Source organism: Paenibacillus sp. HGH0039 (genome assembly GCF_000411255.1).
Taxonomy (GTDB): Bacteria; Bacillota; Bacilli; order Paenibacillales; family NBRC-103111; genus Paenibacillus_F.
Genome location: NZ_KE150412.1, coordinates 2,202,787 through 2,229,472 on the forward strand (window position 1 = coordinate 2,202,787; position 26,686 = coordinate 2,229,472).

The window sequence follows — 26,686 nt, forward strand, 5'->3', positions numbered from 1 at the left end:
CGGCGCTAAAAAGAGGAGCATGCCCTCAACTCTATGCTTCCTGAGACCCTCTTCTGTCCTTAACAATCAAGGACATGAGCTATCTCTCGCGCTTCTCTTCTCGCTCTTCCTAGCCTAGTGGACAAGCTGCTGCCTCAGTTAACGGCGTACGCGGTCTTCGCACCAATTCTCCCGAACAGTTAGGGCAGATGTGACCTCTCTCTTCCGTGCAATTTTTGCAGAATGTGCATTCATGCACGCAAATGTAAGCTTCCGACCGAGCGTCAAGCGTGTGCCCGCAAATCTGGCAATCCGTTTTCATGGCAAGACCCATATCCATATCCCCTTTAACACGAATTTGATCCTCGATGCTTTGATCTAACTTCAGTGTATAAAAGAAAAGCCGCCGCATACAGACATCTTCTAAACCTTTAGAGGCGCAGCGATCTTATAAATTTTAGTAAAAGGCCGTGCAAAACTTAAATTTTAAATTCAGGCAGCGGCGTTCATAAGATCCGCTTTGTATGGCATAGAAAAAGACGGCCCTTCCTTCCGCAGGAATGCCGTCTTCGTTATTTTTCACTTTTTTCCGTTAACCGGGTTAGCTGCTGCTTTTGAATGAGGGATCCGGCCGGCATCCGGGTTATGTTCCTCATCCGGGTACCAAGGATTCAGATGCACAAGCACCTCGTCCACTTCGGGATGCTTGGCCCGGATCGCTTCCTTGATGCTGCGCCCGATATCGTGCCCCTGCTGAATCGTTAACGTGCCCATAATCCCGATCCGCGCATCAACGAGTATGTAATGACCGTGTTCGCGGGCACGCAGCCGGTCGATGCGTTTGACGTCGGGAAACGACTCAATGATCTCCTTATACTGCTGCAGCTTGGCGTCCTCGACGTTCGTTTCCATTAGAATATTGACCGCTTCCGTCCCCATCGTATAAGCGAGCTTGATGACGAGAAAAGAGACGATAATTCCGGCTGCCGGATCCCCGTAGGCCAAGAAAGGAATATCAAAGTAATCCCCGGCCAGGGCCAATGCGATCCCCGCAGAAGCGGCAATGGAAGCATAAACGTCAGCCAGATGATCGTAAGCCGTGGCAATAAGGCCTTTGCTGTTCGCGGCCCTGCCCAGCCTCATCGTATATACGTACAGCCATTGCTTCCAGACCAGGGAAATAACCGCCGCGACCAGAGCGAGGACATGAGCTTCGCCAGGCGGCTCTAAAAGCGCCATAACCGCATGATACCCCATATAGATTGCCGCGGCGCCCAGCAGAAGCGCGACGGCCCCCGAGCCGAGCACCTCCGCTTTGCCGTGCCCGTAAGGATGATCGTGGTCGGCCGGGCGGTTGGAAATCCGCATGGAGCTGTAAGCCGTTGCCGTGGCAATCACGTCTCCGGCATTATGTATTCCGTCTGCAATCAGAACCTGGCTGCCGAACAACCAGCCGACGACCAGCTTGATGCCCGTTAGGACGACATTGCTAATCAGGCTGATCCAGATCGCAATCATCGACTTGCGCTGTTCCATCAACCCGTCCCCTTCCGTATGTTCCGATCTAGTATTGCCCCCACGGTGGAAAAAAATTCCTGTACGCGCCTTCCTCAATCGAATATTGGGGAAAACGGCCTCTCGGAAAGGGAGCATGCTTTCCCTCCCCTTTCCCGCACGGGCAAGCGAAGGCCAGCTGGCGAGGGCTCAGCTGGCCTTATCTATTGATACGCTTCCGCGGAAGGGTTTGAAACAGCAGGCCGGCCGCGGGCCTAACCCGCTCCAGATCCCGGACAGGACCTTCAGGTTGAAGAATGCCTCCGGCAGTCGGTTGTCCGGCTGTTCTTCGGTAGTCTCCCGGTTGTTCTTCGGTAGTCCCGGCCGTTCTCCGGTATCCCCTCCGATGCTTCTCCCGCAGTCCCTCTCCGGCCATCTTGTTTCCTGTGTCCGCACAACCCCCATGCCGCGCTATCTCAGCATGGTGCCCATCCGCCGGGCCGCCTCCATCACGACCGGAGCCTGCTCCAGCATGGCCTCCAGCGTGAGCCGGTTGGACGGCCCCGACACCGCCAGCGCGGCCACGAGCTTGCCCGCGCGGTTAAAAACCGGAGCGGCAAGCGCCGCCGCTCCCGGTTCGCGCTCCTCGACGCTGGTGGCGTAGCCCGCCTTCCGCGTCTCGTGAAGCTGCTGCAGGAACGGTTCCCGCAGGATGCCCGCAAGCTCGGCCTCCAGCATCGCCTGTTCCTGCACCTCCGCCTCGCCGAAGGCGAGAAGGATCTTGCTCGATGCCCCGACGAACAGGGGCATTCTCGCACCGATCGGCGCGACCCGCCGGATCGCGTGGTTGCTCTGCACGGCCTGGACGCGTACGCGTTCCCGGCCGTCTCGCACGTACAGCGAGATCGTCTCGTTCACCTGATCGCGCAAGCGTTCCATCTCCGGCAGCAGGATCATGCCGGGGTCGTCGCTCTGGGACATGTGCGCGGCAAGTTCCCAGATGCTGAAGCCGAGCCTGTATTTGTCTCCGTCGGACTCCCTCACAAGGAATCCCTTCGCCTCCAGGGACGCAAGGAGACGGTAAACCGTGCTTTTATGCAAAGAGACTTTGGATGAAATCTCCGTTAACGTCAGTTCGGTTGCGTCGGTATAACACAGGAGTACATCCAGTGCCCGTTCCACGGCGCGGACGGTCGATTTTGCTTCCTCCATCGGGTTTCACCACCGCCTATTTTTGTTTCACATAGTGAAACTCTGTTTCTTTTATTATACTTGATGAACCCTCGAAAGGCAAAGGAAAAAACCGCCCGAAAGCCTTGTATTACAGCGAGATTACAAGACAATTAACATTGTGTTGCACATATTGACGAAGCGTGTAAGTTGACATAATATAAGAGTACCACGAGGTCCTTTTCAGAATATTTAGTTAATTATAAACCTTCTAATTATTCAGGTTCCTACTAACTAAATTCTCCTACAAAGACCCATTCTCCAAAGGAGGGAACCTATATGAGCATGCATCCCGTTAACTCGACTCCCCTTCAACCCGCACCGCTGGATCATATTCCGGTTAAATCGTTTTCGCGACGCAAGAAGGCTGTCCTGCTTTCTCTTCTCTGCTTCTTCGTGCTCTGTTCCAGTCTGATCCTCGGCTTCCACGGTTTTATCGCCTGGACGCTGGCTCGGCCTACCATTGCGCCGTTAAGCTCGAACCCTGCGAAAGCGGTCGGTCTGCCTTATCAGAACGTTACATTTCCCAGTTCGAACGGCAGCAGCACGCTTAGCGGCTGGTACATTCCGACGGCACAAGCTTCCTCCCAGACGGTCATTTTCTCGCACGGGTACGGCGGCAACCGCGAAGAACTGTGGGTTCCCATCTATTCTCTTGCCAAAAAGCTTCATGACAGCGGATACAACGTGCTGATGTTCGATTACGGCTACGTCCATCCCGAAAACGACCGGATCGTTACGGCCGGTATCCAGGAATCCAAAGAGCTTCTTGGGGCCGTTAATTATATTAAAGAAAAAGGCTCCGAGCGCGTCTATGTATGGGGCTTCTCCATGGGAGCGGGCACAGCCCTCCAGGCCGCCCTGCAGACCAAAGATATCGACGGCATGATTCTGGACAGCACGTTCCTGCTCAATCCCGATACGCTTTATCATAATATGAAACAGTATGTAAATATTCCTAAATTCCCTTCGCTCCCTCTTGTCCGTGTATTTTTCCCGCTTCTTAACGGGGTTAACATGAATCAGATTCCGTATCAGGCCGTCACTACTCATGAATATCCGATGCCGATTTATTTCATTCACGGCGATGAAGATGAACGGGCCCCGCATGAAATTGCCGAACAGGTCTATAAAAATCAGCACAACGTGTTCAGCAACTACTGGGTGCTTCCGACCGGCAAACACGAACTGATTTACTCGGCGAAACCCGACGAATACATCACCCGCACCTTCGGGTTCCTGAAAACAATCTCCCGTCCCCAGCTTTCGGAATCGGGTTTTGTTGAAATGTAAGTAGAATAGGCCAATCCCTCCCTTGAATAAAGATAGGAATAACGTTGATTCCGGGGAGGTTAGTCCTGATGCTTTCGGTCTACGGCAGCTTGATGCCGCTTAGAATTTTAGAAGAAATCCGTTTCTGGAAAACCCAAGAGAAGGAGCATACCGTCGTTATCCGCGAACTGGTCCCTGCGCTGGAGCCGGCCTATGTGCAGGCGCTCAAGGAGTGGGAGGAAGTTTTCGCCAAGACGGAGGCGGCAGCCGTACAATGGGTAGAATGGGCGATCCGCACTCAAAATCCCACCGATCCCTTCCTTCAGCAGCAGCTGCGTCAGTTGATCGATGTCTCCACCAAGCAGTCGGTTCAATTTATCGAGTTTTTGCAGATTGTAGAAAAAGAAAGCAAACCCGTCAGCTCGAATCCCGTTGTCAAAACGGTCATCGAGCATATTATCCGCGAGTCGGAGTACTTCCTCGGCACGCTCAAAGGCCTTGAAACCGCCCAGAAGGGCAGCCCCTACGGTACGGGGAGCTGGGGCTTCGGCGTACCGGGCCAATGGCCGCCGGGCGCTCATTCGAGCCTTGGCGGCTACGCGGGCCAAGCCGGGGACGGTCCGGGCGCTTTCGGGGCGCCCGGGAGTCCGGGCGGCGCTCCCGGAGCATGGGGAGCGCCCGGAGCATGGGGAGCGCCCGGAGCATGGGGCGCTCCCGGCTATTACGGGCCGGGCGGCGTAATCTTGCCCGGGGCGGGCTTCGGCAGGTCCGAGAACAACCCGGACGGCCATGACTTGCCCGGTACCTCCATCGGCGGAGCCGGCAGCTCGCTGGAAGGCGTCAGCACGCCGGGGCCGGGCGGCGGAGGAGCCGGTCCCGGAACCGGTCCGGGACAGTACGGGATCTACAGCGTGCCCGTCCCCGGCCACGATTCGGACGGCCCCGATCCTGTCGGATACCCCGGGTATACCCCTCCGGGTTACTCATCCGGCAGCCCGGGCTTTCCCGTCCCGCAGGGCGTGGGCCCCACACCCGGAACGGGTGTGCCTCCCGGCTTCGGCGTCGGGGTGCCCGGTCCTCCGGCGAGCTACACGCCGGGACCGTCCGCTTATCCCGGCGCGGGGATCGGACCTGTCGGGCCGGAAGGCCCCTGGGACACGCGCACGGAAGGCGACCGTCCGCCCCTAAGCGATATGGCGGCACAGAGCGGTGCAGCGCCGCCTCCGGCCCATGCTTCGGGGCAGGGGCAGACCGTCCCGGCTCTGTCGCCCTACAAGCCCGTGCCGATAGGCGGGCACAAGCTTCCTCCCCTGCCGTACGCCTACAACGCTCTGGAGCCTCATATCGACGAGGCGACCATGCGCGAGCATCACGACAAGCATCACAAAGCCTATGTCGATGATCTCAACAAGGCCGAGCAGATGCTTGCGAAAGCCCGCGACAGCGGAGACTTCGATCTCGTCAAGCACTGGGAGCGGGAGCTGGCTTTCAACGGCGCGGGCCATTACCTGCACACGATTTTCTGGAACATCATGAAACCGAACGGCGGCGGGAAAGCCTACGGTCCCATTGCCGCCGAAATCAACAAATCGTTCGGCAGCTTCGACCGGTTCAAGAAGCAGTTCACCGAAGCCGCCAAGAAAGTGGAAGGCGGCGGATGGGCTATTCTGGTTTGGAGCCCGCGCAGCCACCGGCTTGAAATTTTGCAGGCGGAAAAACACCAGAACCTTTCCCAATGGGACGTTATTCCTTTGCTGGTGCTTGACGTGTGGGAACACGCTTATTACCTCAAACATAAAAGCAACAGGGCCAAATACATCGAAGACTGGTGGAAAGTCGTCAACTGGGATCATGTCAATGAACGATTCGAGCCCGTCAGCAAGCTCACTTGGCTTCCCTATTAAAGCGGCGAAGGGGCCGTTACAAAGTCAATTTTGATTTTACGCGCCCCACTTCAATCAAATGTTTCTATAAAAAAAGATCTCATCTCCACCTTGCGGTGGGTTTGAGATCTTTTCGTTTTCCATTGGGGATACCGACCTACCGTGCGAACACTATTTTGGGACAAGACCTTCTTGAGAAGGGGGACGGCTTACAGAGCCATCCTCCCTTATTCCTGCATGTAGTTGACCACCGTCATGCGACGCCTAACACCGCGCGCCGTCCTGGCGGGTTATTCCGCCACAATCCACTTCGTGTCTATCGCCTCGAAATCTCCGTTCCACTCGGGTGGATGCTCCGTATCGCAAATAACCGCGTGGATTTCTTTCAGATCCGAAATTTTGTAGAAGTGCGTCTTGCCGTTCTTCGTATGATCCATCAGCGCGACTGTCTGGGCCGCATGTTCCATAAACTTCCGGACGAGAAGCCCCCGCTCGGCATCGTAGCTCGTTAACCCGCTTTGCGGATGGAGCCCGTCGACGGCCACGAACGCTTTGTCCACGTAGAAAGATTCCATCATACTCTCGGCTACCGAGCCTGATGCACGGTAATGCTTCGCATTGATTTTGCCCCCGATAAAATAAATGTCCCCGGAGAACATTTCTTTGTTCTTGTATTCGATAAGCAGAGACAAGGCAGGCACCGACGGCGTCAGAACGGTCAAATTCCGTGTATTCGCCAAATAATTGATCATCTGCAGGGTCGTCGTTCCGTCGTCGATGACGATCACGTCGTTGTCCCGGACCATCGCGGCGGCCGCCCGGCCGATCCGCTTCTTCTCCTCCGCTTTCGTGACTTCCCGGTTAAAGGGGGAAGGTTCTTCCCTCATCAAGTCAAACTTGACCGCCCCGCCGTACACGCGCTTGAGTTTGTTTTCCTGCTCCAGCTCCTCCAGATAGCGCCGGATCGTTTCCGAGGAAACTTCGAAATGCTCCACCAGTTCGTGTGTCCGGACTTTATTGTGAAGATTGAGCAAGTGGAGGATGTGTTCCTTGCGTTCTTCCCCTACTAGAGACACATGCCCGCCTCCGTTCTTTCGGTTCTGTGATAGTTTCCGGATTCATTATACCCAACCTTGTGGAAGGGCGACAGCCTTTTATGGATACGGCACCCATGATGAGTTCCGGACGGATCAATCCATACGGTCAGCCGCTTGATGATCGGCCGTTCGTCTTTTATTCTGTGCCTTCGTACAAAATCAACTGCGCAGCCGAGCGGAACGGAGTGGAAAGATATGGCTGCGCTCATGCCTGGACCGGCTCCCGTTCCATCAGCACTTCCGTGGCCTGATGGATGCGGATGCCTCGCTTCTCCAGCTCGGCGAAGACCGCCTGCGGCTCGAAAGCTTCTTCCGGCGTCAGGATGCCCGCGCCGTTGACCCGCCCTTCCGCGATCATGACGGCCGCAATGGCCATCGGGATGCCCACATTGCGGGTGTAGGCGCGAAGTCCTTCCCAGCCCGGCACGGAGCCGTCGGAGGCCGGATGCGTATGCGTAAGCGTCAGCCGCATCGGCACGCCGTTTTTAACGCCGGTGACTTCGATATGCAGTGCGTAGCCGTACAGCTCCGTCTCCGCGCCTTCGCGGGAGTGGTACAAATATTCGCTGATGCAGTCCATGATGCCGATTTCCGCGCCGTTGACCCGTATCTTGTCGTTGCGCATAAACCCATACTCATAGAGAGCCTTGACGAGCCTCATATTCGGCTGCGGCCAAGTACCGCGGACTTCGATCAGACGGACTTCTTTCTTCGCCAGAGCCTTTGCCAGCGTCTTTGTTTCGGCATGCGGGATGATATATTGAACCGACGTGCCGTAAGGCTCGGGGAGCCGGATTTCACGGGGACGCGCAAAAGGCGGCACCTGGATGAACTGCCCGTTTTCATACACGACGCGGCCCGGAAGGTTCGGATCGTACTCATAGGTCGTCGTTTCCGTAATGGACCTCGAAAAAGCGATCGGCCGGTAAGACCCGTGGCTGACGCGGACGGTATCCACCGTATCGAGCTGCGAAGCGGCGTGCATCGCCATCATCTGGGTGACGCCCGGGGTCATGCCGAAACCGGGTACGCAAGTTTTGCCGTACCGCTCGAACAGAGCCGCCGAAGCGTCTTCGTCCCCGAAGCCGTTCAGGTTGATGCCGTGGCAGCCCGCTTCCGCTATGCACGCCGTAGACAAGCCGTTAAGCGTGATCGCCGTACCGTCCATGACGATATCGTAGCCCCGCATCTGTGCGACGGTCGTTTCTTTGTCATAAACGTTCACTTTTATGAATTCCACACGTGGATCGTTCAGCTCCCGCACGACCTTGCGTCCTTCCTCTTCGTTAAAATCGGCGACCGTAATTTGCTCGAATACGGAATACTGGACAAGATCCAGGATCGCTTCCCTGCAAATCCGGCCCGCTCCGCCCAGACAAAATACTTTCATGACGAATCCTCCCCGCAAGTGATCATTCCGCTTGTCCCGTTCACTTTAAATCCCGCTCTCCCGCCTTAGTTCCGGGCTGCATCCTTTGTTACCGCAGCGCCTCCCGTGACGTCCGCTATTGTGCGTACAAGCCGCTGCATATCGGCCGGATGAATATCGCCGATCGATCCGATTCGGAAAGTCTGGGCGGCGGATATTTTACCGGGATAAATGACGAACCCGTTCTTTTTCAATTCCTCGTAAAAGGCAAGGAACGTGAAGTCCGACGAATCGGGATAGTAAAAAGAAGTGATAAAAGGAGACTGCACGGACGGGTCCAACAGCGGCCGGAACCCGATCGCTTCCATCCCTTCGGCCAGCGTGCGCTGGTTCTCGGTGTAACGTTCGCAGCGGGCCTTGATGCCCCCCTCGTCCTCCAGCTCTTTAAGCGCTTCGTGAAAAGCTCTAACCACGTGCGTGGGAGATGTAAATCTCCACTTGCCCGACTGCCGTTCCATCGTGTTCCACTGGTCATACAGATCCAGCGACAGGGACCTTGCCTGCCCTTCACAGCGCTTCAGTTCCTCCGTGCGGGCCAGCACAAAGCCGAAGCCCGGAACGCCCTGAATGCACTTGTTGGCGCTGCTGATCAGGAAGTCGATATTGAGCTCGCTCATATCCATTTCAATACCGCCGAACGAACTCATGGCATCGACGATAAAGGTTTTGCCGTATTTCTTGGCTGCGGCGCCTACTTCGGCTATCGGATTCAGCATGCCCGTCGTCGTTTCCGAATGAACGACCGCCACGTGGGTAATCGTCTCATCCCGCCGAAGCAGTTCCTCCAGCTCGCCGGGACTGACCGGGCTGAGCTCTCCCGAATCGAGAACGGCCGTTTCGATGCCGAGTACGCGTGCCATCTGGGCGATACGGTCTCCGTAAGCCCCGTTCGTGAGCACCGCCAGCTTGCCTCCTGGCGGGATAACAGAGCCGATGACAGACTCCACGCAGAACGTTCCGCTGCCCTGCATCGGCACGCAGGTGTAGCCCTCCGCACGTCCTGCACCCAAAGCGACAAGGCGGGCGCGTATATCCTGGACCAGTCCGTTATAATCCCGGTCCCAGGTGCACCAATCCCGCAGCATGGCCGCTTTGACGCGTTTCGTCGTCGTTAAAGGTCCGGGCGTCAGCAGCAGGTATTCGTTGTCCGGCATCGCCGAGTACATGGTGTCCGTCTGTACCATTTCCGCTTCCCCCTTATGCATGCCGTACACCTTCCGGCGCAGATACAGCCGTACCTGCAGGGGCGACCGCATCGGCTTTTAGTCTCGCCTCAATCAATTCCAGCACCGCATCCAGCTTGCCGACGGATTCAATCACATAGTGGGCCCCGGCTTCATAAAATCTCTCGCGCACTTCCTCGCATCTGCGCTTTAGTTCTTCCGGCGGGCAGGCGGATACCTCCGCTTCGCTCATCCCGAGCTCGCTGCTGCCGAGCACAATCCCGACCGTCCAAACCCCTGCGTTCAGGCCTTCCCGGATGTCGCTCAAGGTATCTCCGACTTTAACGACATGATGAAGCGGGTAAACGCCGAGACGGATACAGTTCTCGTAGATCATCCAGGGATACGGACGGCCCGCGGGCATCTCCGTAGGCGTCACGAGCACATCGGGACGGTAGCCTCTTCTGCCGGCTTCCTCCACAACGATGTCCATCATCTCCTCGGTATAACCGGTTGTGGACCCGATCTTGATCCCGCGTTCGCGCAGTCTTCCCATGAGTTCCACCGCGCCGGGGATCGGCTCGCAGTGATTGCGCAACGAAGCGAACAAGAGCGGCTCGAAATCCGCATACAAGGTATCCACGTCGCGGTCGTCGGGGCGGCTGCCGAATTTTTGTTCCCAAAGGTCGGCCACGCGAGGCATTTTCGTAATCTCACGGATGTGATCCCATTTAAGGAGCCCCATCGGTCCGCGTGCTTCCTCCTGCGTAATTTCTATGCCTTTGCGGCGAAATATTTCTATAAAAACATTCAAGGGAGCAAAGCAGCCGTAATCTACAGTCGTGCCTGCCCAGTCCATAATGACGGCTTTGATCATGTCGAGTCTCCTCCTGGTAACGGGCCGTCGCGGATCCTCCGCCTATCCGGCTCCGCTTTCGGTTTGATGAAGTAAAGGCGTTGATATTTTATCGGGATAACGTTCAAACCTGTTAAAAAATTATTTCCGCTGCCAGGCGGAAGCCCGGTTCCGCATCACTTTCGTAAGCTGCTCATAGCCGATCCTCACGACAATGTTGGTCAGCAGAATGAGGACGGACATGGCGGCGGCCGGGGCGGTATCCCCCGCATCGTCCATATTGACAATGGCAACCGAAGCCAGCTTGAAATCGGCGGAGTACAGAAACACGACTGCCGACACGGTTACCATGGAATTCACAAAGTAATAAACGAACATTTCCAGGACAGCCGGCAGAGACATGGGAACCGTTACCCGTGCGAATGTCCGGTAGAACGGAACACGCATCGATGCCGAAACCGTCTCGAACTCCTTATCGAGTTTCTTGAGCGAGGCTGTCGCCGTAATAAAAGGAACCGCATAGAAATGCACGATGTTGGCCAGAACGACGATCCAGATGGTGCCGTAGATCCCGTTTAGCGGATTGTCCGGCCGGTTGAAGAAGAAAATAAAAGCAAGCCCGATCACCATTCCCGGCAGCGCGAGCGGCAGAATCGACAGGAAATAAGCAAACTGCCGCAGAGCGTGCCAGTGGCGCACTTTTTCAATTAGATAAGCGAAAATGAATGTAACCGCCGTACCGATCAAAGCGGTATAGAGAGCCGCCTGCATGCTGTTCCAGAAAGGAGCCAGCCCTTCGCCGGCCACGGATGTGAAATCGAAATGATTCCACGTAAACGATAAATCATAGGGCCACACCTTAATCACGGAAGCGAAAATTACGGCGCCCAGCAGGAGCAGGATGGCGCCCCCGATCAAGCTGCAAATCACGTAAAACACGGCGTTGCGCCAGCTTCCTTTCTGAATCCGATAGGGAACCGATTTGGAGGAAACGAGCGCCTTCTGCCTGCGTTCCACGAAACGGTCCACCGCAAAAGCCAGAATAGCCGGCAGTGTAAGCAGGATGCCTACGGCCGCGCCCATCGTCATGTTCTGCTGGCCGATCACCTGCTTGTAAATATCCGTTGCAAGCACATTGTAGTTGCCCCCGACGATTTTCGGGGCGCCGAAATCCGTAAAGCTCATCGTAAAGCAGACGAACAGAGCGCTGATGACGCCGTATTTCACGCTTGGCAGCGTTACGCTCAGAAATGTTCTCCACTTCCCCGCCCCAAGCGTTTCGGCCGCTTCGTACAACCGGTTGTCGGTTACCGCCAGCGACACGAGTATGATCATCATCGCCTGAGGAAAGGTGTAAGCCACTTCCGCCAGTACGATTCCGACCGGACCGTACAAGCCGATATCCAGCCCGGCGGGCAGAAGACCGAACAAACCGGTCGTCACCAGCCCCTGGTTGCCGAACAAATAAATAAGACCGATGCCGTGCATCATCGTCGGGGCAAAAAGCGGGAGCAGCGCGATATAGCGGAAAAGTGTCCTGCCTTTGATATCCGTACGGGTCAGCGCATATGCATACAAGAACGCGAGGCTGACTGAGATGACTGTAGTGAGTAAAGACACGTTCAAGGTATGGAGCAGGGAACGGAGAAGGGCCGGTGTCGTGAAATACACGACAAAGTTTTCCAGACCCGCAAATTGCCCCGTTTTATCGTAAAACGCTTTGGAAAACAACCCGATCAGGGGCAGCAACACCGTAACGGCCAGCACCGCGATCATGAGGGCGATCAGAGCCTGCTGCATCCGCTCCTCTTTGCCGTGCCGGCGCCTGACCCTTCCTCCCGTTCTCTTAAGACTGGAACGAACGTCTCTGGCGGCGCTCTGCACCCTGCGTACGATCATCATGACAAGGACTCCTTTCTCTTACTTCGCTGCTGCCTGGGGCTCGAAGGCGATCAGCCGTTCTTCAGGCAGGCGGAGCGACAGCTTCTTATTCTTCTCAAGGCCCAACTGCTGGTAATGCTGGGCGGACACATGAATCGTCATCGGGCGTCCGAGCGGCTCCCCGCTGCTGTCCAATACGTCCAGCATGACGTGATAGAAAGGTCCGCGGAATTCGATGCCGCGGACGACGGCCGGTATGCCGCCGCGCGAACCGGGCTCTTCGGCGCCGATATGCTCGGGCCGGACCGCCATCATGCCGGCGCCGCGCAAGCCCCTTTCCTGGAGCTCTGCTCCGTCCAGGAAGTTGATCGCGCCGATGAAATCGGCTACGAACGGCGAAGCCGGCCGTTCGTAAACCTCTCTCGGCGTGCCGATCTGTGCGACCTCCGCATTGTTCATCACCACAATGCGGTCCGCCATCGTCAGCGCCTCTTCCTGGTCGTGCGTCACCATGATGGTCGTGACGCCTATCTTCTCCTGTAGCGCGCGGATTTCTCCGCGCAGCTTATGCCGCACCTTGGCGTCCAGCGCCGACAGCGGCTCATCCAGCAGCAGGAAGTCCGGGGACAGCGCGACGGCGCGCGCCAACGCGATACGCTGCTGCTGCCCTCCCGAGAGCTGGGACGGGTACTTGTCCCTCATCTCCCAGAGGTCCACCAGGTCCAGCGATTCTCTCACCTTCTCGGCGATATCGCGTTTGCCGAGCCTCCGGCTCTTCAGGCCGAACGCGATGTTCTGCGCTGCCGTCATGTTCGGGAACAAGGCATACGACTGGAACACCATGCCAAAATTCCGTTGAGCCGGAGGAAGAGCGGTGATGTCTTTTCCTCCTGCCGATATCGCGCCCGTGTCCGGGTGCTCCAGCCCGGCAATGATGCGGAGCAGCGTCGTTTTGCCGCAGCCGCTGGGGCCGAGCAGGCAGACGAATTCATTTTTGCGGACATCCAGGGAGATGCTGTCCAAGGCCGTGAAAGAACCGAATGTCTTGCGGATCCCCCGGATTGATAAGTGAGCCTGATTCATGTGTTCCTCTCCTTCCGGCTGCCGGCTTAACGGTTCTGGCTTGTTGCCGCAAGCGGGATTACCGCTTTATTTTAGGATTTTGGCTCGCTCTTGGCGTTGTAGCGTTTTTCCCACTCTTTCAAAATGCCGTCTCTATTCTTCGCGGCATCGTTCAGGTCGTATTTGATGAGCTGGCTGAGCGGGTCTTTGGAGTAGCCTTCCGGAATTGTGCCGGAACCGTCGTTCACACTGATGATCGCATAGTTCTTGTTGTAGGCTTTCATCGCCTCGTCGCTGATCGCCCAGTCCAGGAACGCCTTCGCTTCGGGCTTAATCGCCGCCTTCTTCATCAAGGCGTTCGCTTCCACATCCCAGCCGGAGCCTTCCTGAGGGAATACAACTTCAACCGGCGCGCCTTTCTTCTTCTCCTGGATGCCGCGGTAACCGAACGAGATGCCGATCGGGTATTCCCCGGCAGCCGCCATCTTGGCCGGTTTGGAACCGGAGTGCGTGTAGACGGCGATATTGTTATGAAGTTTGTCCATGAACTCCCAGGACGGACCTTTGCCGTAGAGCTGCTGCCAACCCGTCACATCGAAAAATCCCGTTCCCGAGGAAGCCGGATTCGGCATCACGATCATGCCTTTGTACTCGGGTTTGATCAGATCCTGGTATGTCTTCGGCACCGGAAGTTTCTTTTTCTCAAGTTCCTTCGTATTGACGATAAAAGCCGTTTCCCACGCGTCGATGCCCACCCATTTCGCCGTAGTGCCGGTGCTTTTGAACATCGGGGAGACACGTTCGATCCCTTTGGGCGAGTAGCCCTCCACCATGCCGTTCTGATCGAGCACAAGCAGGCTTGTCGCCGCAACGCCCCAGACGACGTCCGCTTGAGGGTTATCCTTCTCGGCCAGCAGCTTGGCCGTAATAATGCCCGTCGAATCCCGGACAATATTTACCTTTACATCCGGGTTCGTTTTTTTGAACGATTCGAGGTAAGCTTTAATCTGATCGTCTTCCAGTGCGGTGTACACCGTCAGGTCGCCTTTCAGAGCGCCCGATTGGGAAGAGCCCTCATTGCCTCCCGCCTTTTCCGGTGGCTTGGTCGCGGCACCCGCTTCGCTGCCGCTTTTTCCGCAGCCTGCCAGAAGGGAAATCGCCATAAGAAGAGTCAGGCAAAATGAAGCTGTTTTTTTCATGACCGTCGTTCATCCTCTCGAATTTGTAAAATGGAATAAGCTGCGTTTGGATTCATTTCTCTTACAGTTGTTATGGTAAAGAAGTTTTGTAAACCCACGATTAAATACAAGTAAAGATTGTGTGTTTAATTTTATTTAATTGTTTTTAGTTGCATTTAAGACGATGAACCTAACAAAAAAAGGACAGCCTTTTTAAGACTGTCCTTCTTGCTAGTTGAATTTCGGGTGGGCCGAAGTTCTTATTTACTTTGTTTTGCCTGCGATTGCTTGGATCAGACGTTCGCCTGACTTTCCCGCAGCGGTCCGGCAGGTTCACCCGCATTTTTCCGCGGAATTACTTAATCAGCGACAAAAACTCCGCCCGCAAAGCGGAATCCGTCCGGAACGAGCCGCGTACGGCCGACGTGACGGTTTTGCTGCCGGGCTTCTTCACGCCGCGGGAGCACATGCACAGATGCTCGCCTTCCACGACGACCATAATGCCGTGAGGCTCCAGCACCTCGTCCAGCGTGTTGGCGATCTGGGAAGTAATCCGCTCCTGCACCTGCAATTTGCGCGTGATGGCTTCAACCAGACGGGCGAATTTGCTGAGGCCCGCTATCTTTCCGCTCGGAATGTAACCCACGTGGATTTTGCCGAAAAACGGCGCCATATGATGCTCGCACTGGCTGTAATAGACGATATCTTTGATGATAACGAGTTCCTCGTGCTGCTCATCGAAGGTTACGCCGAGTACGTCGCGAAAATCCGCCTCATATCCGGCGAAGATCTCCTCGTACATCCGGGTTACACGCGCCGGAGTATCCAGCAGCCCCTCGCGTTCCGGGTTCTCTCCGATCAGACGAAGTATTTCCCGGATATGCCCTTCAATCTGTTCGCGGTTATCCGCGACTTTCGTGTTTTTGTATTCTTTAGCCGGCATGTTGCTCTCCTTCCGATCCGTTCCCTATGATATGTTTCACCAGCTTGCCGCCGTACTGCAGCGCGAAACTACTGCGGTGCGCTTTGCCGAGAAGCATGCCGCCCTGCAGCAGTGCGGTCAGCGCAACGGCCGTTTCCCTGGCTTTCATGCCATGAAGGTTGATCTCTTGATTAGCTGCCCCTTCCTGCAGGCAGGCTTCGATTCTATTCTCTATGTCTTCGAGAAAATCCACCAGCAAGCGGCGCAGTTCTTCGTACCGGTCCCCCAATTCAAGAACCAGGTTGCCGATGTAGCATCCCCTGCGGCAATCATGCTCTTCCGCCGAGACCTGCATGAGGCGGAACAGCCGTCCCAGCCTCTCTTTCGGCCCGAGCGCCCGGTTGTCCAGCGACGGCCCGAATATCTGCTCCTCCATCAGCGCGATCTTCTGCTGAATGACTTGCCGGCCGAGCTCTTCCTTACTCTTAAAATGGTAGTAAAAGTTGCTTTTCACCACGCCGCACCGGGAGAGAATTTCTTCCAGGCCCGTAGCCTGAAAGCCTTGCTCGTGAAAAAGTTCCATGGCAGCAGCGATAATCTTATCTTTGTTGCTGGGCATAAGCCAACCACCTCTGGATAATACTGGTCCGTTCTACTCAAAGGGCCGAGCAGCCTGTGAAACAGGATTCCCGGCCGCTTTCATGCGGATTTTTTATTTGGATCTTGCATTTTTATTCGGCTTTTTGCTGGTCAGGTTCTGGTTCTTCATCATAGTCTGCACTTTGTTCATTTGCTGCTTGTTCATGTTGTAGCCCATCTGCTTAGCCATCTTCTGGATCATTTCCGGATTGTTCTGCATCGATTCGAGCTGCTTACGGAGATAGAACACTCCGATAAAAAAGCCTCCGACCAGTCCCGCTATCAAGGTCAGAATCGGAATGATAATTTGCCACATCCTGCTTTTCCCCCTGCGTTCAAAAATTGTTTTCAGTCAAACTCATCATAGCATTATAAAGCCGAAAATCCAAGCTTCTCAGGCCAACACGTGTTCGATAAAAAGCGTGGTGTGTTTCGCCAGATCCATTTCCTTCACATCGTACTCTTTGCCGCCGCCCTGTTTGATGATGCGGACCACCGGACGGCCCGGCAAGCCCCGGTGCTGGCCGACCACTACACCCGTTTCACGAGTGGACAGACGGACGGAAATCCCCGTCGGATAGACCGATACGGTGCGCAGAAAGTGAATCAGGATGTCCCTGTCCAGCTTCGTACCCGCCATAGCCATCATGTGCTCGATCGCCACATGGGGGAGCAGCCCCGCGTCCAGGCCGCTGCCTTGAAGGAGATTGTCGTAGGTATTGGCCGCACTTACGATCTTCGCGTACAGATGAATCTGCTCTCCCAGGAGTCTGCGCGGCTTGCCTAGCCCGTCAGGCGTTTCGTGGTGCTGGAACGCGACATGCGCGATAAGCAGGCTGTATTCCCGCTTGGCTTTAAGCAGCTCGAAGCCTCTCCACGTATGATGAAGCCGGTCGTCCTTGGCTTCGTCGTCCGTAATCCGGTCCAGCTTGCCTACGTCGTGAAGCAGCGCGCCGATAGCCAGCTCTTTAAGCTGCTGCGGATTCAGATTCATATTGATCCCGATCAGTGTGGAAATCATGCAGACGTTGAGGGCATGCAGGTACATGTCATTGTCTTTCGTGCGGATATCCGTCAGTTGGATCAGAACGTCCTTGTTTTTTAAAATTTCGTCCAGCAGCGTATCCACGTTTTTGCTCATGTGGCGTGTATTGAAGTCTTTACCGGACCGGATGGAATCGAAGGTGTCCAGCATCTGCCGGATGACGATCCGCTTCGTTTCCTCGCTGACGACTTCGGGAATTTCGATATCGTCCGTCTCCTGATCCTGGATATAAAGCATGGAAACCCCGATGCGTCTCAGCGTATTAATCATATAAACGGTAAGCTGAACCCCCTCGGCCAGCATAACCGCCCCGGACGCCGTAAAAATCGTCTTTCCCAGATATTGTCCCGGTTCTATGGAATCAATAGGAACATATTTCATGCTTTCCACTCCCGATTCTTCGATGTATGCCGGACATCCGCCGGCGACCAGCCCTCTAGCTCAAGCAGAGCCGTCTTGACGGGAAGCCCGCCCCCGTATCCTACCAGCTGCCCGCCTGCGCCTATAATGCGGTGGCACGGGATGACGATCGGGACCGGATTGCGGTTGTTGGCCCCGCCGACCGCCCTGACCGCCTGAGGCGATCCGATGGCGGCGGCGATGTCTTTATAAGAAGCGGTAGCTCCGTACGGAACGGACAGCAGCGCCTTCCAGACCCGGAGCTGAAACTCCGTCCCCCGCAGATCGAATGCGAGGTCGAACGAACGTCTCTGTCCGCTGAAATACTCTGCAAGCTGTTCTCTGATTTCCCGGAATCCTCCGGGACTCGGAACAAGGGTACCGCCCGGAATCCAGCGGTCCGTCCATTGCTCCAGCTTGCGGACCGCTTCCGGACCGCTCCCGAATTCGATCGCGCAGAGCCCCGTCTTCGTCCTGGCGAGAAGCAGAGGGCCGATTAGAGAATCCAGCGTATCGGTTTCTATATAGACAGATTCCCCTGCCGTCGTGACCGTTCCTCTGCCGCTGTCGTCCATTACGCATCCCTCCGCTTGTGGTAGTTGGCTGCGGGCACTTCCGGCAGCGCGCCCCGGGCTTAACGCACGGCGGCTACTCCGCAGCCGGTGCCGTTCCGGCGCCGTCCGCCTGCGGCCCGCCGGCTTCTGGCGCGGCCGGATCGCCGCCGCTTGGCGAAAGCCCGCCGAGCTTCCGCGCCGCCTTGTCCAGCTCGGCAAGCACCCCTTCGTCGCGTTCGCTGCGCTGCGCCCGGAGCACGGCTTCTAGCGCCGCCTCGCCTCCGATCTTGCCGAGCGACCAGGCCGCCGTGGCCCGAAGCTCCGGACGCGGATCGTCCTTGAGCAGGGAAGCGAGCACCGGAACGGCCGACCGGTCCTTGAAATTGCCCAGCGCGAGCACCGCATTGCGCTGGATGGGCTTGCGCCCCCTCCAGGCCGCCGAGCTTCTTCCGAAGCGCTCCTTGAATTCCCGGTTGCCCATGGTGAGCAGCGGGATCAATAACGGCTTCACGACCTCGTGATCCGGCTGGAGATCCTCGTGGTGCGTCCAGTTCTTGCCCTTGTTCACCGGGCAGACGATCTGGCACGTATCGCATCCGTACAGCCGGTTCCCGATCTTCTCCTTGAACTCGTCCGGAATCGTTCCCTTCGTCTGCGTGATGAAGGAAATGCACCGGCTGGAGTTCAGCTGCCCGGGCCCAACAAGCGCTCCCGTCGGGCAGGCGTCGATGCAGATCCGGCATTCCCCGCACTGGTCCATAATAGGAGTATCGGCGGGGAAAGGAAGATTTGTAAGCAATTCGCCGAGGTAAACCCAGGAACCCCACTCGGGAGTTATGACGGCGCAGTTTTTGCCGACCCAGCCGATTCCCGCACGCTCTGCCACGGCACGGTCCACGAGAGCGCCGGTGTCGACCATGTCCATAAACCGGACATCGTCGACGCGCTCTTCCAGAAACGCCCCCAGCCGCTTCAGCCGGTCCCGCAGGACCAGGTGGTAATCGTCGCCCCAGGCGGCCCGGGCCAGCATCCCCCGGTACGCCCCCGCTTCCGAGCGTGGAGGGTTAACCAGCTTGGAGGGATAGGCGACCGCGATAGCGATGATGGATTTGACCCCTTCGAAGCTGCGGTCCGGGTTAACGCGCTTATCGATATCCGGCTCTTCGAAGCCGGATTCGTAGCCCTTCTCGCGGTGCCGAAGAAGAATATCCTTCAAATCGTGAAAAGGCTCCGCCGAAGCGAAACCGATTTTATCGATTCCGAGCGACGGCGCCGCCTGGATGATTTCCTGCTTAAGCAGGAGCAGTTCCCTTTCGGAAGCATCCGCAAGTGTTATCCGCACGCTCTATCCCTCCTTCCGTATCGTCTGAGTTGAAACGTTCAAACCGGCTCTGCTAACGGACGGTGTATCCGGGCAGGGGCCTTTCTTCCTGCGTGTGCGCTCTTTAAGCGCCAGCTGCTTCTCAGGTCTTATTCGTGCCCCTAAAAGCCTTTCTAGAGACCTTTCAGGGCGTCTGACGGCCATACTATCCATTCTGCCCGTCCGATCAGCAAACTAACGGCTGCCGGACCGAAACTCCGGCTGTCCAGGCTCGCTCCGCTGCGCCGGTTGTCGCCCATGACGAAACAGTAGCCTTTACCTACGGTTAAAGGACCGTAATCGCCGTCCCCGATCCTTTCGTCCGTATAGGGCTCCTTCAGTTCTTCCCCGTTTACAAATACCCGGCCGTCCGTAATTTCAAGCCGGTCACCGGCCGCAGCCACGATCCTTTTGACCAGATAGGGGTGGGTCTTCTCCATGTCTGTCCCATCCGGTTCTTTCAGGACTACGACGTCTCCCCGGCTGAAACTCCCGGTCCAAGCAGCCGTTTTATTCACAAAAAGCCGCTCCCCTTCATGCAGGGTCGGCTCCATCGATATTCCGCGGACGGCGGAAATGTTGAATCCGTACCGCTGAATAACGGCAGCAGCCAGTATAATGACAACGAAAGTTCCCAGCCTGCTCCAGTTTCTTCTCCCGGAAATGCGGCCGCCTCCCTGCACTCCGCCCGTCTCCGGTGCGGGCGCGGAAGAAGACCGGGGTTCCCGCCTGGAATCCGTCACCTCACGCCTCCGTTTCCCTGTCCTTCCACAGCTGATAGTATCGGCGGACGCTTTCGTCCCCGAACGGGGCGCCCTGTTTGCCGATTCGTTTCAGCAGGGCGTCCAGCCCCGCCTTTACTTTCGATTCGACCAGCGGAGGATACCGGTACAGCGCCTTATGCTGCTCGTATTCCTCCCGGTCCACGACATGAACGTCGCCTCCGGCCATCCGGATCACATCCAGATCGTAGTCGATGTAGGTGATCACGTTGCCCGCCCGGTAAAACGGCGAGGCTACGTTGCAGTAGTAGCGCACGCCCCCCTCTTCGAGAAGAGCGACGATATTGTACCATTCCCCCGGTATAAAAAAAGAGACGCCCGGAATCCGGCTTGTCCATTCCTTCCCGTCCGCTTCCTGGATTTTCGTCTGGTTGTTGATAAACACGTTCATGTTTTCTCTCTGATGTTCGGGATGGAGCTCGTGCTGGGGCACTTTCCAGTTCTCCAGCCACATCCGGTGCAGATGACCGTCGTGCTTAAAGCTCTTAATGACAAAATGCTCGAAAGATTCCATTGAAATTGCCCCTCTATATAAACCGTCTCATCCGGCTAATGCAGCTTATGCTCATGACTTCATTGGTATTGTCGGTTAATTTGAAATTCGATCAGGTTGAAACGAAATGACCGGAACCCGCGTAGAAAAATAAATACGCAGCGACTAAAAAAGCTCCCTACGGAGCCCGTTCTTCCCGGCATAAAAGAAGTGGTTACAATAAAAGCATACCTTCCTCCCGGGAGCGGAGCCTGTCCGCCAGCGACAAAAAGATATGCCTTCATTATACTATAATTGACCCCTACATGCTTGCTTTCTTTACAATGCTGAGCCGGTTTGCCGTTCTCGTAAAATCGGAGTGATTGTATCCCGCCGACTCATAAACAGGCAGCACCAATTCATTGTGATGATCGACTGTGACAAGAATGCGTTTAACCTTACGCTGCATAAAACGCTGCTTCATTCCTTCAATCAAAGCCTTGCCGATTCCCTTGCGACGATGCCCGGGTGCAACTGCCAGGCGGTAATAGTACCCTTTGTTATCATCGATAGTCCCGATTACCATACCAACCAGCTCATCCTGCTCTTCCGCAACCAACACTAATTCGCCGTCCCACGACAGCTGCTTGGCAAACGCCTGCATCGTTTCCTTGTAACAAGGATCGCTGAGCGCTTCCTGAAGCAGACCGGAGATCGAGCTGTAATCAGACAATCGAAAAGAACGAACACGCATGAGGTCCACTCCCACAATATCAATTTTTCGGTGTAAAAATAATTTTACGACAAAAAACGCCGAAAATCCTCCCTTTTTTTCAAAAAACACTAGCTTTTCTTAATAAATCTCTTGAAAGCGCTTAATAGGAAGCGTTTACATGACTTTTTGTGCTTTTTTTCGCCTAAAAAGTCCTTCTTCTTCCAACAGTTTCATAGGATTACGGACCTGGGAAAAGCCGCTTTCGGGTTCTTCCTCATTTGAATCTTTTTGGAAGGCCGACTTCCGGGCACAAAAAAAACAGCCGGGTTATCCCGGCTGTCTTTCGTTCTATTCCAACAGCTAAATCGTCTGTTTGCTTGTCGATTTTTCTTTTATCGATAATGATTAGGGCCGTAAACCGTTAAACGTTCGAATGTTCGGCAGCGGGAAAGAAATTAGGCAGATAGGCGCGGTTCTGCTCCAGCATTTCGTCCAGCATCTTTTCGGCCGTATTGACCGAGGAAATGAGCGGATGATGAGCAAGCGCCTGGAGGGCGATACTTCTGTCTCCCGTAACGGCCGCCTCGATCGCAAGGATTTCATACGTTTTCACGGCATGGATCAGGCCTTTGACAGCCTCCGGCACGCGTGTCACCGAAAGCGGGATCGGTCCCTGCCGGGTCACGACACAGTTCACCTCGATACTCGACTCCTTCGGAAGGAAATCCAGAATGCCGTCGTTGCGCACGTTCAAGGTCTGAATATCCCTTGAGTCGTTGTAAAGGGAGCACATCAGGTTAACCGCCGCTTCGGAATAGTAAGCTCCGCCGCGCTTCTCCAGCTGCTTCGGCTTCTCCGCCAGATCCGGGTCCTTATAGAGCTCGAAAAGCTCGTCTTCGACCCGCTTGACGACCTCGGCGCGCGTGCCGTCCTTCTTCGACGCCTCGATCTGTTCCTCCAGCATTTCATCCTTCAGGTAGAAATACTTGAGATAGTAGGAGGGCACCGCGCCCAGACCGCGGATAAAGCTTGCGTTCCATTCCATCTGAGGCACGTTCTTGGCAGAATATCCGCTGCCGCTGCCGACGAGTTCTTCCAGCTTCGACTCCCCGTCCACGGTGATCTGCGTGATCCAGTGAAGGTGATTGAGACCGACGAACTCGGTATAAATGCTCGACGCCGGAACGTCGTATTCTTTCATCAGCCATTTGTGCATGCCGATGGGAGCGTTGCACAGGCCGATCGATTTGATGGAGCTGTGCTTGGAGATAGCTTCCGTTACCATGCCGGCCGGATTCGTAAAGTTGAGCAGCCAAGCGTCCGGACACAGTTCTTCCATGTCGCGGCAGATGTCGAGCAGGACCGGTATTGTCCGGAACGCCTTCATCATGCCTCCCGGCCCCGTCGTTTCCTGGCCGATGACGCCGTATTTCAGCGGGATGGACTCATCCCAGGCGCGGGCTTCCAGCATGCCGACACGCATTTGCGTGGAGACGAAGTCTGCCCCCGGCAGAGCTTCCCGGCGGTCCAGCGTCAGATGAACCTGGATCGGCAGGCCGGATTTTTCGACCATGCGCTTCGCCAGGCTGCCGACGATGTTCAACTTCCATTCACCCTGCGGAATGTCGACGAGCCAAATTTCACGAATCGGCAGCTTGTCGTAATTCAGAATAAATCCTTCTACGATTTCCGGTGTATAAGAGGAACCTCCACCGATGACGACGATTTTCAAGCTTTTGTCCATCTCTCTCACTCCCCGATTTGGTTTACATTTTTAACTGCTTCAGTTTCTCGCTCACTTCTTCGCTGACCGTCAAGCCGCCGCGTTCCATCGCAAGCAGCACGGAGCCCACTACCGGCTCGGCGTCCAGCCGGCGGATCGTGCTTGCCGGAGCCGCTTTCTTCGCCGCGTCTACGATATACTTCTCGACGTAGTCGCCGTTTCCGCGCATCAGCACGCTGCCGGCGAGTACGACATCGAACTCCTCTTCGGCCATGCCGAGCTTGTTCACGATCGCCTTGACCGAGAGGCCGATTTCCTCGCCCTGCTCCTTCAGAATATCGCGTGCAACCTGATCTCCCTGGCCTGCGGCCGTGAAAAGCAGTTTCGCGAGCTCCAGCGGAACGGACTTGTTATGGTCGAGAAACTCGTGGAACATGTCTCCGACCGTCTCGTAGCCGAGCAGCTCCAGAACCAGGCCCGTCAGCAGGGTCTGCTCTCCCCGTCCGTCCCAGGCGCGGACGACCGAGCGGAACGCTTCGACGGCAAGGCCGCCCCCGCCGCCGAAGTCGCCGAATGTGTAGGTGAAGCCGCCGCACTGGTAGGCTTCGCCCTGCCGGTTCATGCCCGAGCAGTTCACGCCGCTGCCGCAGATGGCGACGACGCCGTAAGGCTTCGTGGTGCCCGCCCGCATGGCGACGATGGTATCGCAGGCGAGATCCCAGTTCGCGAAGCCGATCGGCTCCAGAAGCTTCCGCAGGATGCGGAAGTCGATCTCGCGGTCCGCCCCCGCCAGCCCGAAGTAAGCGAAAGCGATATCCGCTTTCGTCAGGCCCGCTTCGCGAAGCGCCTCGTCCACGGCGCCCCCGATGCTCGCGGCCGCCCGATCGTGATGAATTTGATGATTCCCCATACCGCTTCTGCCGGTGCCGACCACCCGTCCGGTTTCATCGGCGATAACCGCATAGGTTTTGCTGCCGCCTGCATCCATGCCCAAATAATAGTTCACAGTTCTCCATCTCCCGTTCCATGCAATTGTTCTCCTATTTCACAGCTCCTATTTTATCTGTCTATTTCGAGTGTTCTGCCGTCCGGAGACGCCGTGGATTCGCGCACGATCAATTTCGGCTCCAGCTTCACCGAAGCATTCCGTTTCTGCGTGCCGTTCACGATCTTCAGCAGCAGCTTCACCGCTTCCTGCGCCATCCCCTCGGAGGGCTGACAGACTGTCGTCAGCCGGGGATGAATCGCCGACGAGAAGGCTTGGTCATCGTAGCCGATGACGGAAAGATCGCGCGGCACGTGAAGTCCCGCATCGCGGAAGGCCTCGATCACGCCCAGCGCGATGAAATCGTCGGCGGCGAATACGGCCGTCGGCCTCTCGCCCTCCGCCAGCCAGCTCTTGGCGATGTCAAAGCCGCTTCGGATATCGAAATCCGAATCCACCAAAAGAAACGGGGGATGCCCCGCTTCCGCCATGGCATCGATATAGCCCCGTTTCCGCTCCCTGGCGCTCCGGTAGAGCTCGGGACCCGCGATATGCGCGATTTTGGTATGCCCGAGACTCAGCAGGTGACGCGTCGCCTCCAAACCGCCCATATAGTTATCGACGTTAACGACCGAGGCGCTCATGTCTTCCTGCTGGTTATCCACCAGTACAAATGGGATCTTTTTCCTTTTCAACTCCAGGACGTCGTTTTCCTCCTTAAGAGGGGAAAGTACGATAATTCCGTCCACCCTGTCTTCCTGGTACAGAAAGTTGCTGCCCTCTCCCCAGTCGGAATCACTCGTGTCCGGTCCGATGGACAGGGCCAGGAAATAGCCGTGCTCCTTCAGCGCATCGTTCACGCACTTGACGATTCCGTCGAACAGGGAATCCTGCAAAGTCGTAAGCGTAAGGCCGATTACGCCCGTCTTCCCTCTGGCTAAACTCCTTGCGGCCGAATTGGGCCGGTAATCGAGCTCCTTGATAGCCTGGCGCACTTTCTGCCGGTTGTTTTCCCTCACCGTAGGCGAGTCGTTCAGAACGCGGGAGACGGTGACCACCGATACTCCCGCTCTTTTTGCAACGTCAAATATGCTTATTTTCATCCAATCGAACTCCCAACGTCGGAATCCCACCATGCAGCGGGGCTGGTCAAGAGTCCGACTGTGTTATTTTTTCTGCCTTTTCGCCAAAACGTCGTTGATGTGCTTCTCAAGATCCGGCATGACTTCGTCGACCGATTTTTTGCCGTTCTCGATCGGCTCCATTTCGTTTTTGATGATCGTGTTAAGCTCCGCGTAGCCCGGGATCATATGGTTCCACGATTCCACGCCGTACTTCAGGCCGCCTTCGTACACGTTCTTGAGATCTTTCGGATCGATATTCTGGAAGTAGCTGAAATACTTCTCGCCTGCTTGCGAATTCGCCGGCGGCGTGCCTCCGCTGAGTTCGACCGCTTTCTCCTGCGTTTCCTTGGAAAGCTGGAATTTAATCCACTCCAGCGCTTCTTTCGGATGCTTCGAGTCTTTGAGGATGAACAGGGGATCGACGAACAGCACGTCTCTCGCCTTCTCGTTCTTCCCGGCCGGGACGGCGGCTACGCCGACTTTAAAGCCGAAATCGTTGGAACCGGCGAGAAGCCAGGCACCGCCCACGGACATCGCGACTTTGCCTGCGGCAAACGGGTCTCCTCCTTCGCCCGCGACAGCTTTGGTCGTAACGGGATCGATCATGCTTTTGTCTTTGTGCATCATATCGAACAGCGTCCGGTAAGCGTCCTTCACTTCGGGCGAATTGAATTTGGAAACCTCCGGGTTGCCCCCGTTCTTCGTAAACGTTTCTTCCGGATACGTGCTGGCGCCGAAATAAAGCGGTCTCATATCTCTCTCGGACCAGCCCCAATCGATGCCGTACTGGGTATCGTTCAGGTTTTTGGATATTTTGGTCAGCTTCTTGGCATATTCCTGCATCTTCTCGAACGTCCACGATTTGTCTTCATAATCGGACGGAGGGTACGGAATTCCTGCCTTGTCAAACATATCCTTATTATATACGAGAACAGATACGTAACTATAGACAGGAATTCCATAAGTTTTGCCATTGACTTTGTAGATATCCATCAAATGATCCGAAATTCCATAGTCGGAAGGTTTGAAGCTGTCTTCTTTCAGAAGATCGGTTATGTCGCGGACCAAGCCTTTGTTGTAATATTCCGCGAAGCCCGCATCGCCCCAGTGGGAAGTGACGTCCGGCGAATTGCCGGCGGCTACCATGCTCTGCAGCTTCGATTCAAATTGCTCGTAAGGCGCTTTTACAACCTTGACCTTGATGTTGGGGAACTTCTTCTCGAATTCCGGAATGAGCTGCTCCACGTAGGCTTTGTCCGGCGCGTCCTGGGTGTAGTGGGTAATCGTTACGGTTTCTCCCGACTTGCCGGAACCGCCCGTTCCCTCGGTCTTCTTGTCTCCCCCGGAGCAGCCCGCCAGCGTTACCGACGCCGCCAATACGGCAGCGAGCGTCATATGATACGGTTTTCTAGTCATCCACATTTAAGGTAGACCTCCTTATT

Annotated in this window: 25 protein-coding genes; 2 read left to right on the top strand and 23 right to left on the bottom strand. The window is 56.0% G+C overall.

All coding sequences use genetic code 11. The annotated features are described in order from the left end of the window. Positions 1-109 precede the first annotated feature (109 nt). The 3 genes from HMPREF1207_RS28670 to HMPREF1207_RS09515 all read right to left on the bottom strand — a co-directional run bounded on the left by HMPREF1207_RS28670 (position 110) and on the right by HMPREF1207_RS09515 (position 2,685). Positions 110-313, bottom strand: a complete 204-nt coding sequence (locus HMPREF1207_RS28670; protein ID WP_082211326.1) for a DUF1272 domain-containing protein — start codon at positions 311-313, stop codon at positions 110-112. A gap of 245 nt (positions 314-558) precedes the next feature. After that, the gene (locus HMPREF1207_RS09505; protein WP_009676890.1) at positions 559-1,515 is read right to left on the bottom strand and encodes a cation diffusion facilitator family transporter; all 957 of its coding nucleotides are present in this window, start codon (positions 1,513-1,515) and stop codon (positions 559-561) included. A gap of 429 nt (positions 1,516-1,944) precedes the next feature. Continuing rightward, positions 1,945-2,685, bottom strand: a complete 741-nt coding sequence (locus HMPREF1207_RS09515; RefSeq protein WP_009676919.1) for an IclR family transcriptional regulator — start codon at positions 2,683-2,685, stop codon at positions 1,945-1,947. A 297-nt stretch (positions 2,686-2,982) separates the two neighbouring features. Between HMPREF1207_RS09515 and HMPREF1207_RS09520 the strand changes: the two genes are divergently transcribed. After that, positions 2,983-3,996, top strand: a complete 1,014-nt coding sequence (locus HMPREF1207_RS09520) for an alpha/beta hydrolase (protein WP_009676903.1) — start codon at positions 2,983-2,985, stop codon at positions 3,994-3,996. Positions 3,997-4,064: 68 nt separating this feature from the next. Continuing rightward, on the top strand, positions 4,065-5,879 hold the full coding sequence (locus HMPREF1207_RS09525) for a Fe-Mn family superoxide dismutase (protein WP_009676900.1): 1,815 nt from the start codon (positions 4,065-4,067) through the stop codon (positions 5,877-5,879). 269 nt (positions 5,880-6,148) lie between these two features. Here HMPREF1207_RS09525 and HMPREF1207_RS09530 read toward each other — a convergent pair whose 3' ends face one another. The 20 genes from HMPREF1207_RS09530 to HMPREF1207_RS09630 form a co-directional block, all read right to left on the bottom strand. Next, complete coding sequence (locus HMPREF1207_RS09530) at positions 6,149-6,934, bottom strand: DeoR/GlpR family DNA-binding transcription regulator (RefSeq protein WP_009676920.1); 786 nt, start codon at positions 6,932-6,934, stop codon at positions 6,149-6,151. 226 nt (positions 6,935-7,160) lie between these two features. Beyond that, positions 7,161-8,345, bottom strand: coding sequence for a saccharopine dehydrogenase family protein (locus tag HMPREF1207_RS09535; RefSeq protein ID WP_009676927.1), 1,185 nt, complete (start codon positions 8,343-8,345; stop codon positions 7,161-7,163). Between the two features lie 65 nt (positions 8,346-8,410). Further along, a complete protein-coding gene (gene phnW, locus HMPREF1207_RS09540; protein WP_085981309.1) occupies positions 8,411-9,538 on the bottom strand; it encodes a 2-aminoethylphosphonate--pyruvate transaminase in 1,128 nt (375 codons plus the stop codon). A gap of 43 nt (positions 9,539-9,581) precedes the next feature. Continuing rightward, positions 9,582-10,424, bottom strand: a complete 843-nt coding sequence (phnX, locus tag HMPREF1207_RS09545) for a phosphonoacetaldehyde hydrolase (RefSeq protein WP_009676892.1) — start codon at positions 10,422-10,424, stop codon at positions 9,582-9,584. A 120-nt stretch (positions 10,425-10,544) separates the two neighbouring features. Beyond that, entirely contained in the window at positions 10,545-12,305 is a 1,761-nt protein-coding gene (locus HMPREF1207_RS09550) for a putative 2-aminoethylphosphonate ABC transporter permease subunit (protein WP_009676895.1), read from the bottom strand. Between the two features lie 18 nt (positions 12,306-12,323). Continuing rightward, the gene (locus HMPREF1207_RS09555; RefSeq protein ID WP_009676930.1) at positions 12,324-13,367 is read right to left on the bottom strand and encodes a putative 2-aminoethylphosphonate ABC transporter ATP-binding protein; all 1,044 of its coding nucleotides are present in this window, start codon (positions 13,365-13,367) and stop codon (positions 12,324-12,326) included. A 71-nt stretch (positions 13,368-13,438) separates the two neighbouring features. Continuing rightward, entirely contained in the window at positions 13,439-14,545 is a 1,107-nt protein-coding gene (locus HMPREF1207_RS09560; protein ID WP_009676929.1) for a putative 2-aminoethylphosphonate ABC transporter substrate-binding protein, read from the bottom strand. 334 nt (positions 14,546-14,879) lie between these two features. After that, positions 14,880-15,467: a GTP cyclohydrolase I FolE gene (gene folE / locus HMPREF1207_RS09565; protein ID WP_009676881.1), complete on the bottom strand. Its 588-nt coding sequence runs from the start codon at positions 15,465-15,467 to the stop codon at positions 14,880-14,882. Next, positions 15,457-16,065 (bottom strand): TetR/AcrR family transcriptional regulator, encoded by a 609-nt coding sequence (locus HMPREF1207_RS09570; RefSeq protein WP_009676923.1) that lies wholly within the window; start codon positions 16,063-16,065, stop codon positions 15,457-15,459. Before HMPREF1207_RS09570 ends, folE begins: the two co-directional genes overlap by 11 nt. Before the next feature lie 93 nt (positions 16,066-16,158). Further along, positions 16,159-16,401 carry a YneF family protein gene (locus HMPREF1207_RS09575; protein WP_009676878.1) on the bottom strand — a complete coding sequence of 81 codons (243 nt, stop codon included), beginning with the start codon at positions 16,399-16,401 and terminating at the stop codon, positions 16,159-16,161. A 78-nt stretch (positions 16,402-16,479) separates the two neighbouring features. Next, positions 16,480-17,511, bottom strand: a complete 1,032-nt coding sequence (locus HMPREF1207_RS09580) for an HD-GYP domain-containing protein (RefSeq protein WP_016423620.1) — start codon at positions 17,509-17,511, stop codon at positions 16,480-16,482. After that, positions 17,508-18,104, bottom strand: coding sequence for a methylated-DNA--[protein]-cysteine S-methyltransferase (locus HMPREF1207_RS09585; RefSeq protein ID WP_009676888.1), 597 nt, complete (start codon positions 18,102-18,104; stop codon positions 17,508-17,510). The genes HMPREF1207_RS09580 and HMPREF1207_RS09585 overlap by 4 nt, the downstream gene beginning before the upstream one ends. 73 nt (positions 18,105-18,177) lie before the next feature. Continuing rightward, positions 18,178-19,425, bottom strand: a complete 1,248-nt coding sequence (queG, locus tag HMPREF1207_RS09590; RefSeq protein ID WP_009676875.1) for a tRNA epoxyqueuosine(34) reductase QueG — start codon at positions 19,423-19,425, stop codon at positions 18,178-18,180. Positions 19,426-19,577: 152 nt separating this feature from the next. Next, positions 19,578-20,186, bottom strand: a complete 609-nt coding sequence (gene lepB / locus HMPREF1207_RS09595; RefSeq protein WP_009676870.1) for a signal peptidase I — start codon at positions 20,184-20,186, stop codon at positions 19,578-19,580. 1 nt (position 20,187) lies between these two features. Next, positions 20,188-20,739: a DUF402 domain-containing protein gene (locus HMPREF1207_RS09600; RefSeq protein WP_009676910.1), complete on the bottom strand. Its 552-nt coding sequence runs from the start codon at positions 20,737-20,739 to the stop codon at positions 20,188-20,190. Between the two features lie 280 nt (positions 20,740-21,019). Further along, positions 21,020-21,451 carry a GNAT family N-acetyltransferase gene (locus tag HMPREF1207_RS09605; protein ID WP_016423621.1) on the bottom strand — a complete coding sequence of 144 codons (432 nt, stop codon included), beginning with the start codon at positions 21,449-21,451 and terminating at the stop codon, positions 21,020-21,022. A 382-nt stretch (positions 21,452-21,833) separates the two neighbouring features. Beyond that, positions 21,834-23,156 carry a 6-phospho-beta-glucosidase gene (locus HMPREF1207_RS09615; RefSeq protein WP_009676884.1) on the bottom strand — a complete coding sequence of 441 codons (1,323 nt, stop codon included), beginning with the start codon at positions 23,154-23,156 and terminating at the stop codon, positions 21,834-21,836. 22 nt (positions 23,157-23,178) lie between these two features. Further along, on the bottom strand, positions 23,179-24,141 hold the full coding sequence (locus HMPREF1207_RS09620; protein WP_009676868.1) for an N-acetylglucosamine kinase: 963 nt from the start codon (positions 24,139-24,141) through the stop codon (positions 23,179-23,181). Between the two features lie 53 nt (positions 24,142-24,194). Further along, positions 24,195-25,223, bottom strand: coding sequence for a LacI family DNA-binding transcriptional regulator (locus HMPREF1207_RS09625; RefSeq protein ID WP_009676906.1), 1,029 nt, complete (start codon positions 25,221-25,223; stop codon positions 24,195-24,197). Positions 25,224-25,286: 63 nt separating this feature from the next. Next, positions 25,287-26,666, bottom strand: a complete 1,380-nt coding sequence (locus HMPREF1207_RS09630; protein ID WP_009676889.1) for an ABC transporter substrate-binding protein — start codon at positions 26,664-26,666, stop codon at positions 25,287-25,289. Between the last annotated feature and the right edge of the window lie 20 nt (positions 26,667-26,686).

Bases quoted from the DNA above. Each gene is read 5' to 3' on its own strand.
- HMPREF1207_RS28670 (WP_082211326.1), bottom strand. From the start codon at position 313: ATGGGTCTTGCCATGAAAACGGATTGCCAGATTTGCGGGCACACGCTT.
- HMPREF1207_RS09505 (WP_009676890.1), bottom strand. From the start codon at position 1,515: ATGGAACAGCGCAAGTCGATGATTGCGATCTGGATCAGCCTGATTAGC.
- HMPREF1207_RS09515 (WP_009676919.1), bottom strand. From the start codon at position 2,685: ATGGAGGAAGCAAAATCGACCGTCCGCGCCGTGGAACGGGCACTGGAT.
- HMPREF1207_RS09520 (WP_009676903.1), top strand. From the start codon at position 2,983: ATGAGCATGCATCCCGTTAACTCGACTCCCCTTCAACCCGCACCGCTG.
- HMPREF1207_RS09525 (WP_009676900.1), top strand. From the start codon at position 4,065: ATGCTTTCGGTCTACGGCAGCTTGATGCCGCTTAGAATTTTAGAAGAA.
- HMPREF1207_RS09535 (WP_009676927.1), bottom strand. From the start codon at position 8,345: ATGAAAGTATTTTGTCTGGGCGGAGCGGGCCGGATTTGCAGGGAAGCG.
- phnW (WP_085981309.1), bottom strand. From the start codon at position 9,538: ATGCCGGACAACGAATACCTGCTGCTGACGCCCGGACCTTTAACGACG.
- phnX (WP_009676892.1), bottom strand. From the start codon at position 10,424: ATGATCAAAGCCGTCATTATGGACTGGGCAGGCACGACTGTAGATTAC.
- HMPREF1207_RS09550 (WP_009676895.1), bottom strand. From the start codon at position 12,305: ATGATGATCGTACGCAGGGTGCAGAGCGCCGCCAGAGACGTTCGTTCC.
- HMPREF1207_RS09555 (WP_009676930.1), bottom strand. From the start codon at position 13,367: ATGAATCAGGCTCACTTATCAATCCGGGGGATCCGCAAGACATTCGGT.
- HMPREF1207_RS09560 (WP_009676929.1), bottom strand. From the start codon at position 14,545: ATGAAAAAAACAGCTTCATTTTGCCTGACTCTTCTTATGGCGATTTCC.
- folE (WP_009676881.1), bottom strand. From the start codon at position 15,467: ATGCCGGCTAAAGAATACAAAAACACGAAAGTCGCGGATAACCGCGAA.
- HMPREF1207_RS09570 (WP_009676923.1), bottom strand. From the start codon at position 16,065: ATGCCCAGCAACAAAGATAAGATTATCGCTGCTGCCATGGAACTTTTT.
- HMPREF1207_RS09575 (WP_009676878.1), bottom strand. From the start codon at position 16,401: ATGTGGCAAATTATCATTCCGATTCTGACCTTGATAGCGGGACTGGTC.
- HMPREF1207_RS09580 (WP_016423620.1), bottom strand. From the start codon at position 17,511: ATGAAATATGTTCCTATTGATTCCATAGAACCGGGACAATATCTGGGA.
- HMPREF1207_RS09585 (WP_009676888.1), bottom strand. From the start codon at position 18,104: ATGGACGACAGCGGCAGAGGAACGGTCACGACGGCAGGGGAATCTGTC.
- HMPREF1207_RS09600 (WP_009676910.1), bottom strand. From the start codon at position 20,739: ATGGAATCTTTCGAGCATTTTGTCATTAAGAGCTTTAAGCACGACGGT.
- HMPREF1207_RS09605 (WP_016423621.1), bottom strand. From the start codon at position 21,451: ATGCGTGTTCGTTCTTTTCGATTGTCTGATTACAGCTCGATCTCCGGT.
- HMPREF1207_RS09615 (WP_009676884.1), bottom strand. From the start codon at position 23,156: ATGGACAAAAGCTTGAAAATCGTCGTCATCGGTGGAGGTTCCTCTTAT.
- HMPREF1207_RS09625 (WP_009676906.1), bottom strand. From the start codon at position 25,223: ATGAAAATAAGCATATTTGACGTTGCAAAAAGAGCGGGAGTATCGGTG.
- HMPREF1207_RS09630 (WP_009676889.1), bottom strand. From the start codon at position 26,666: ATGTGGATGACTAGAAAACCGTATCATATGACGCTCGCTGCCGTATTG.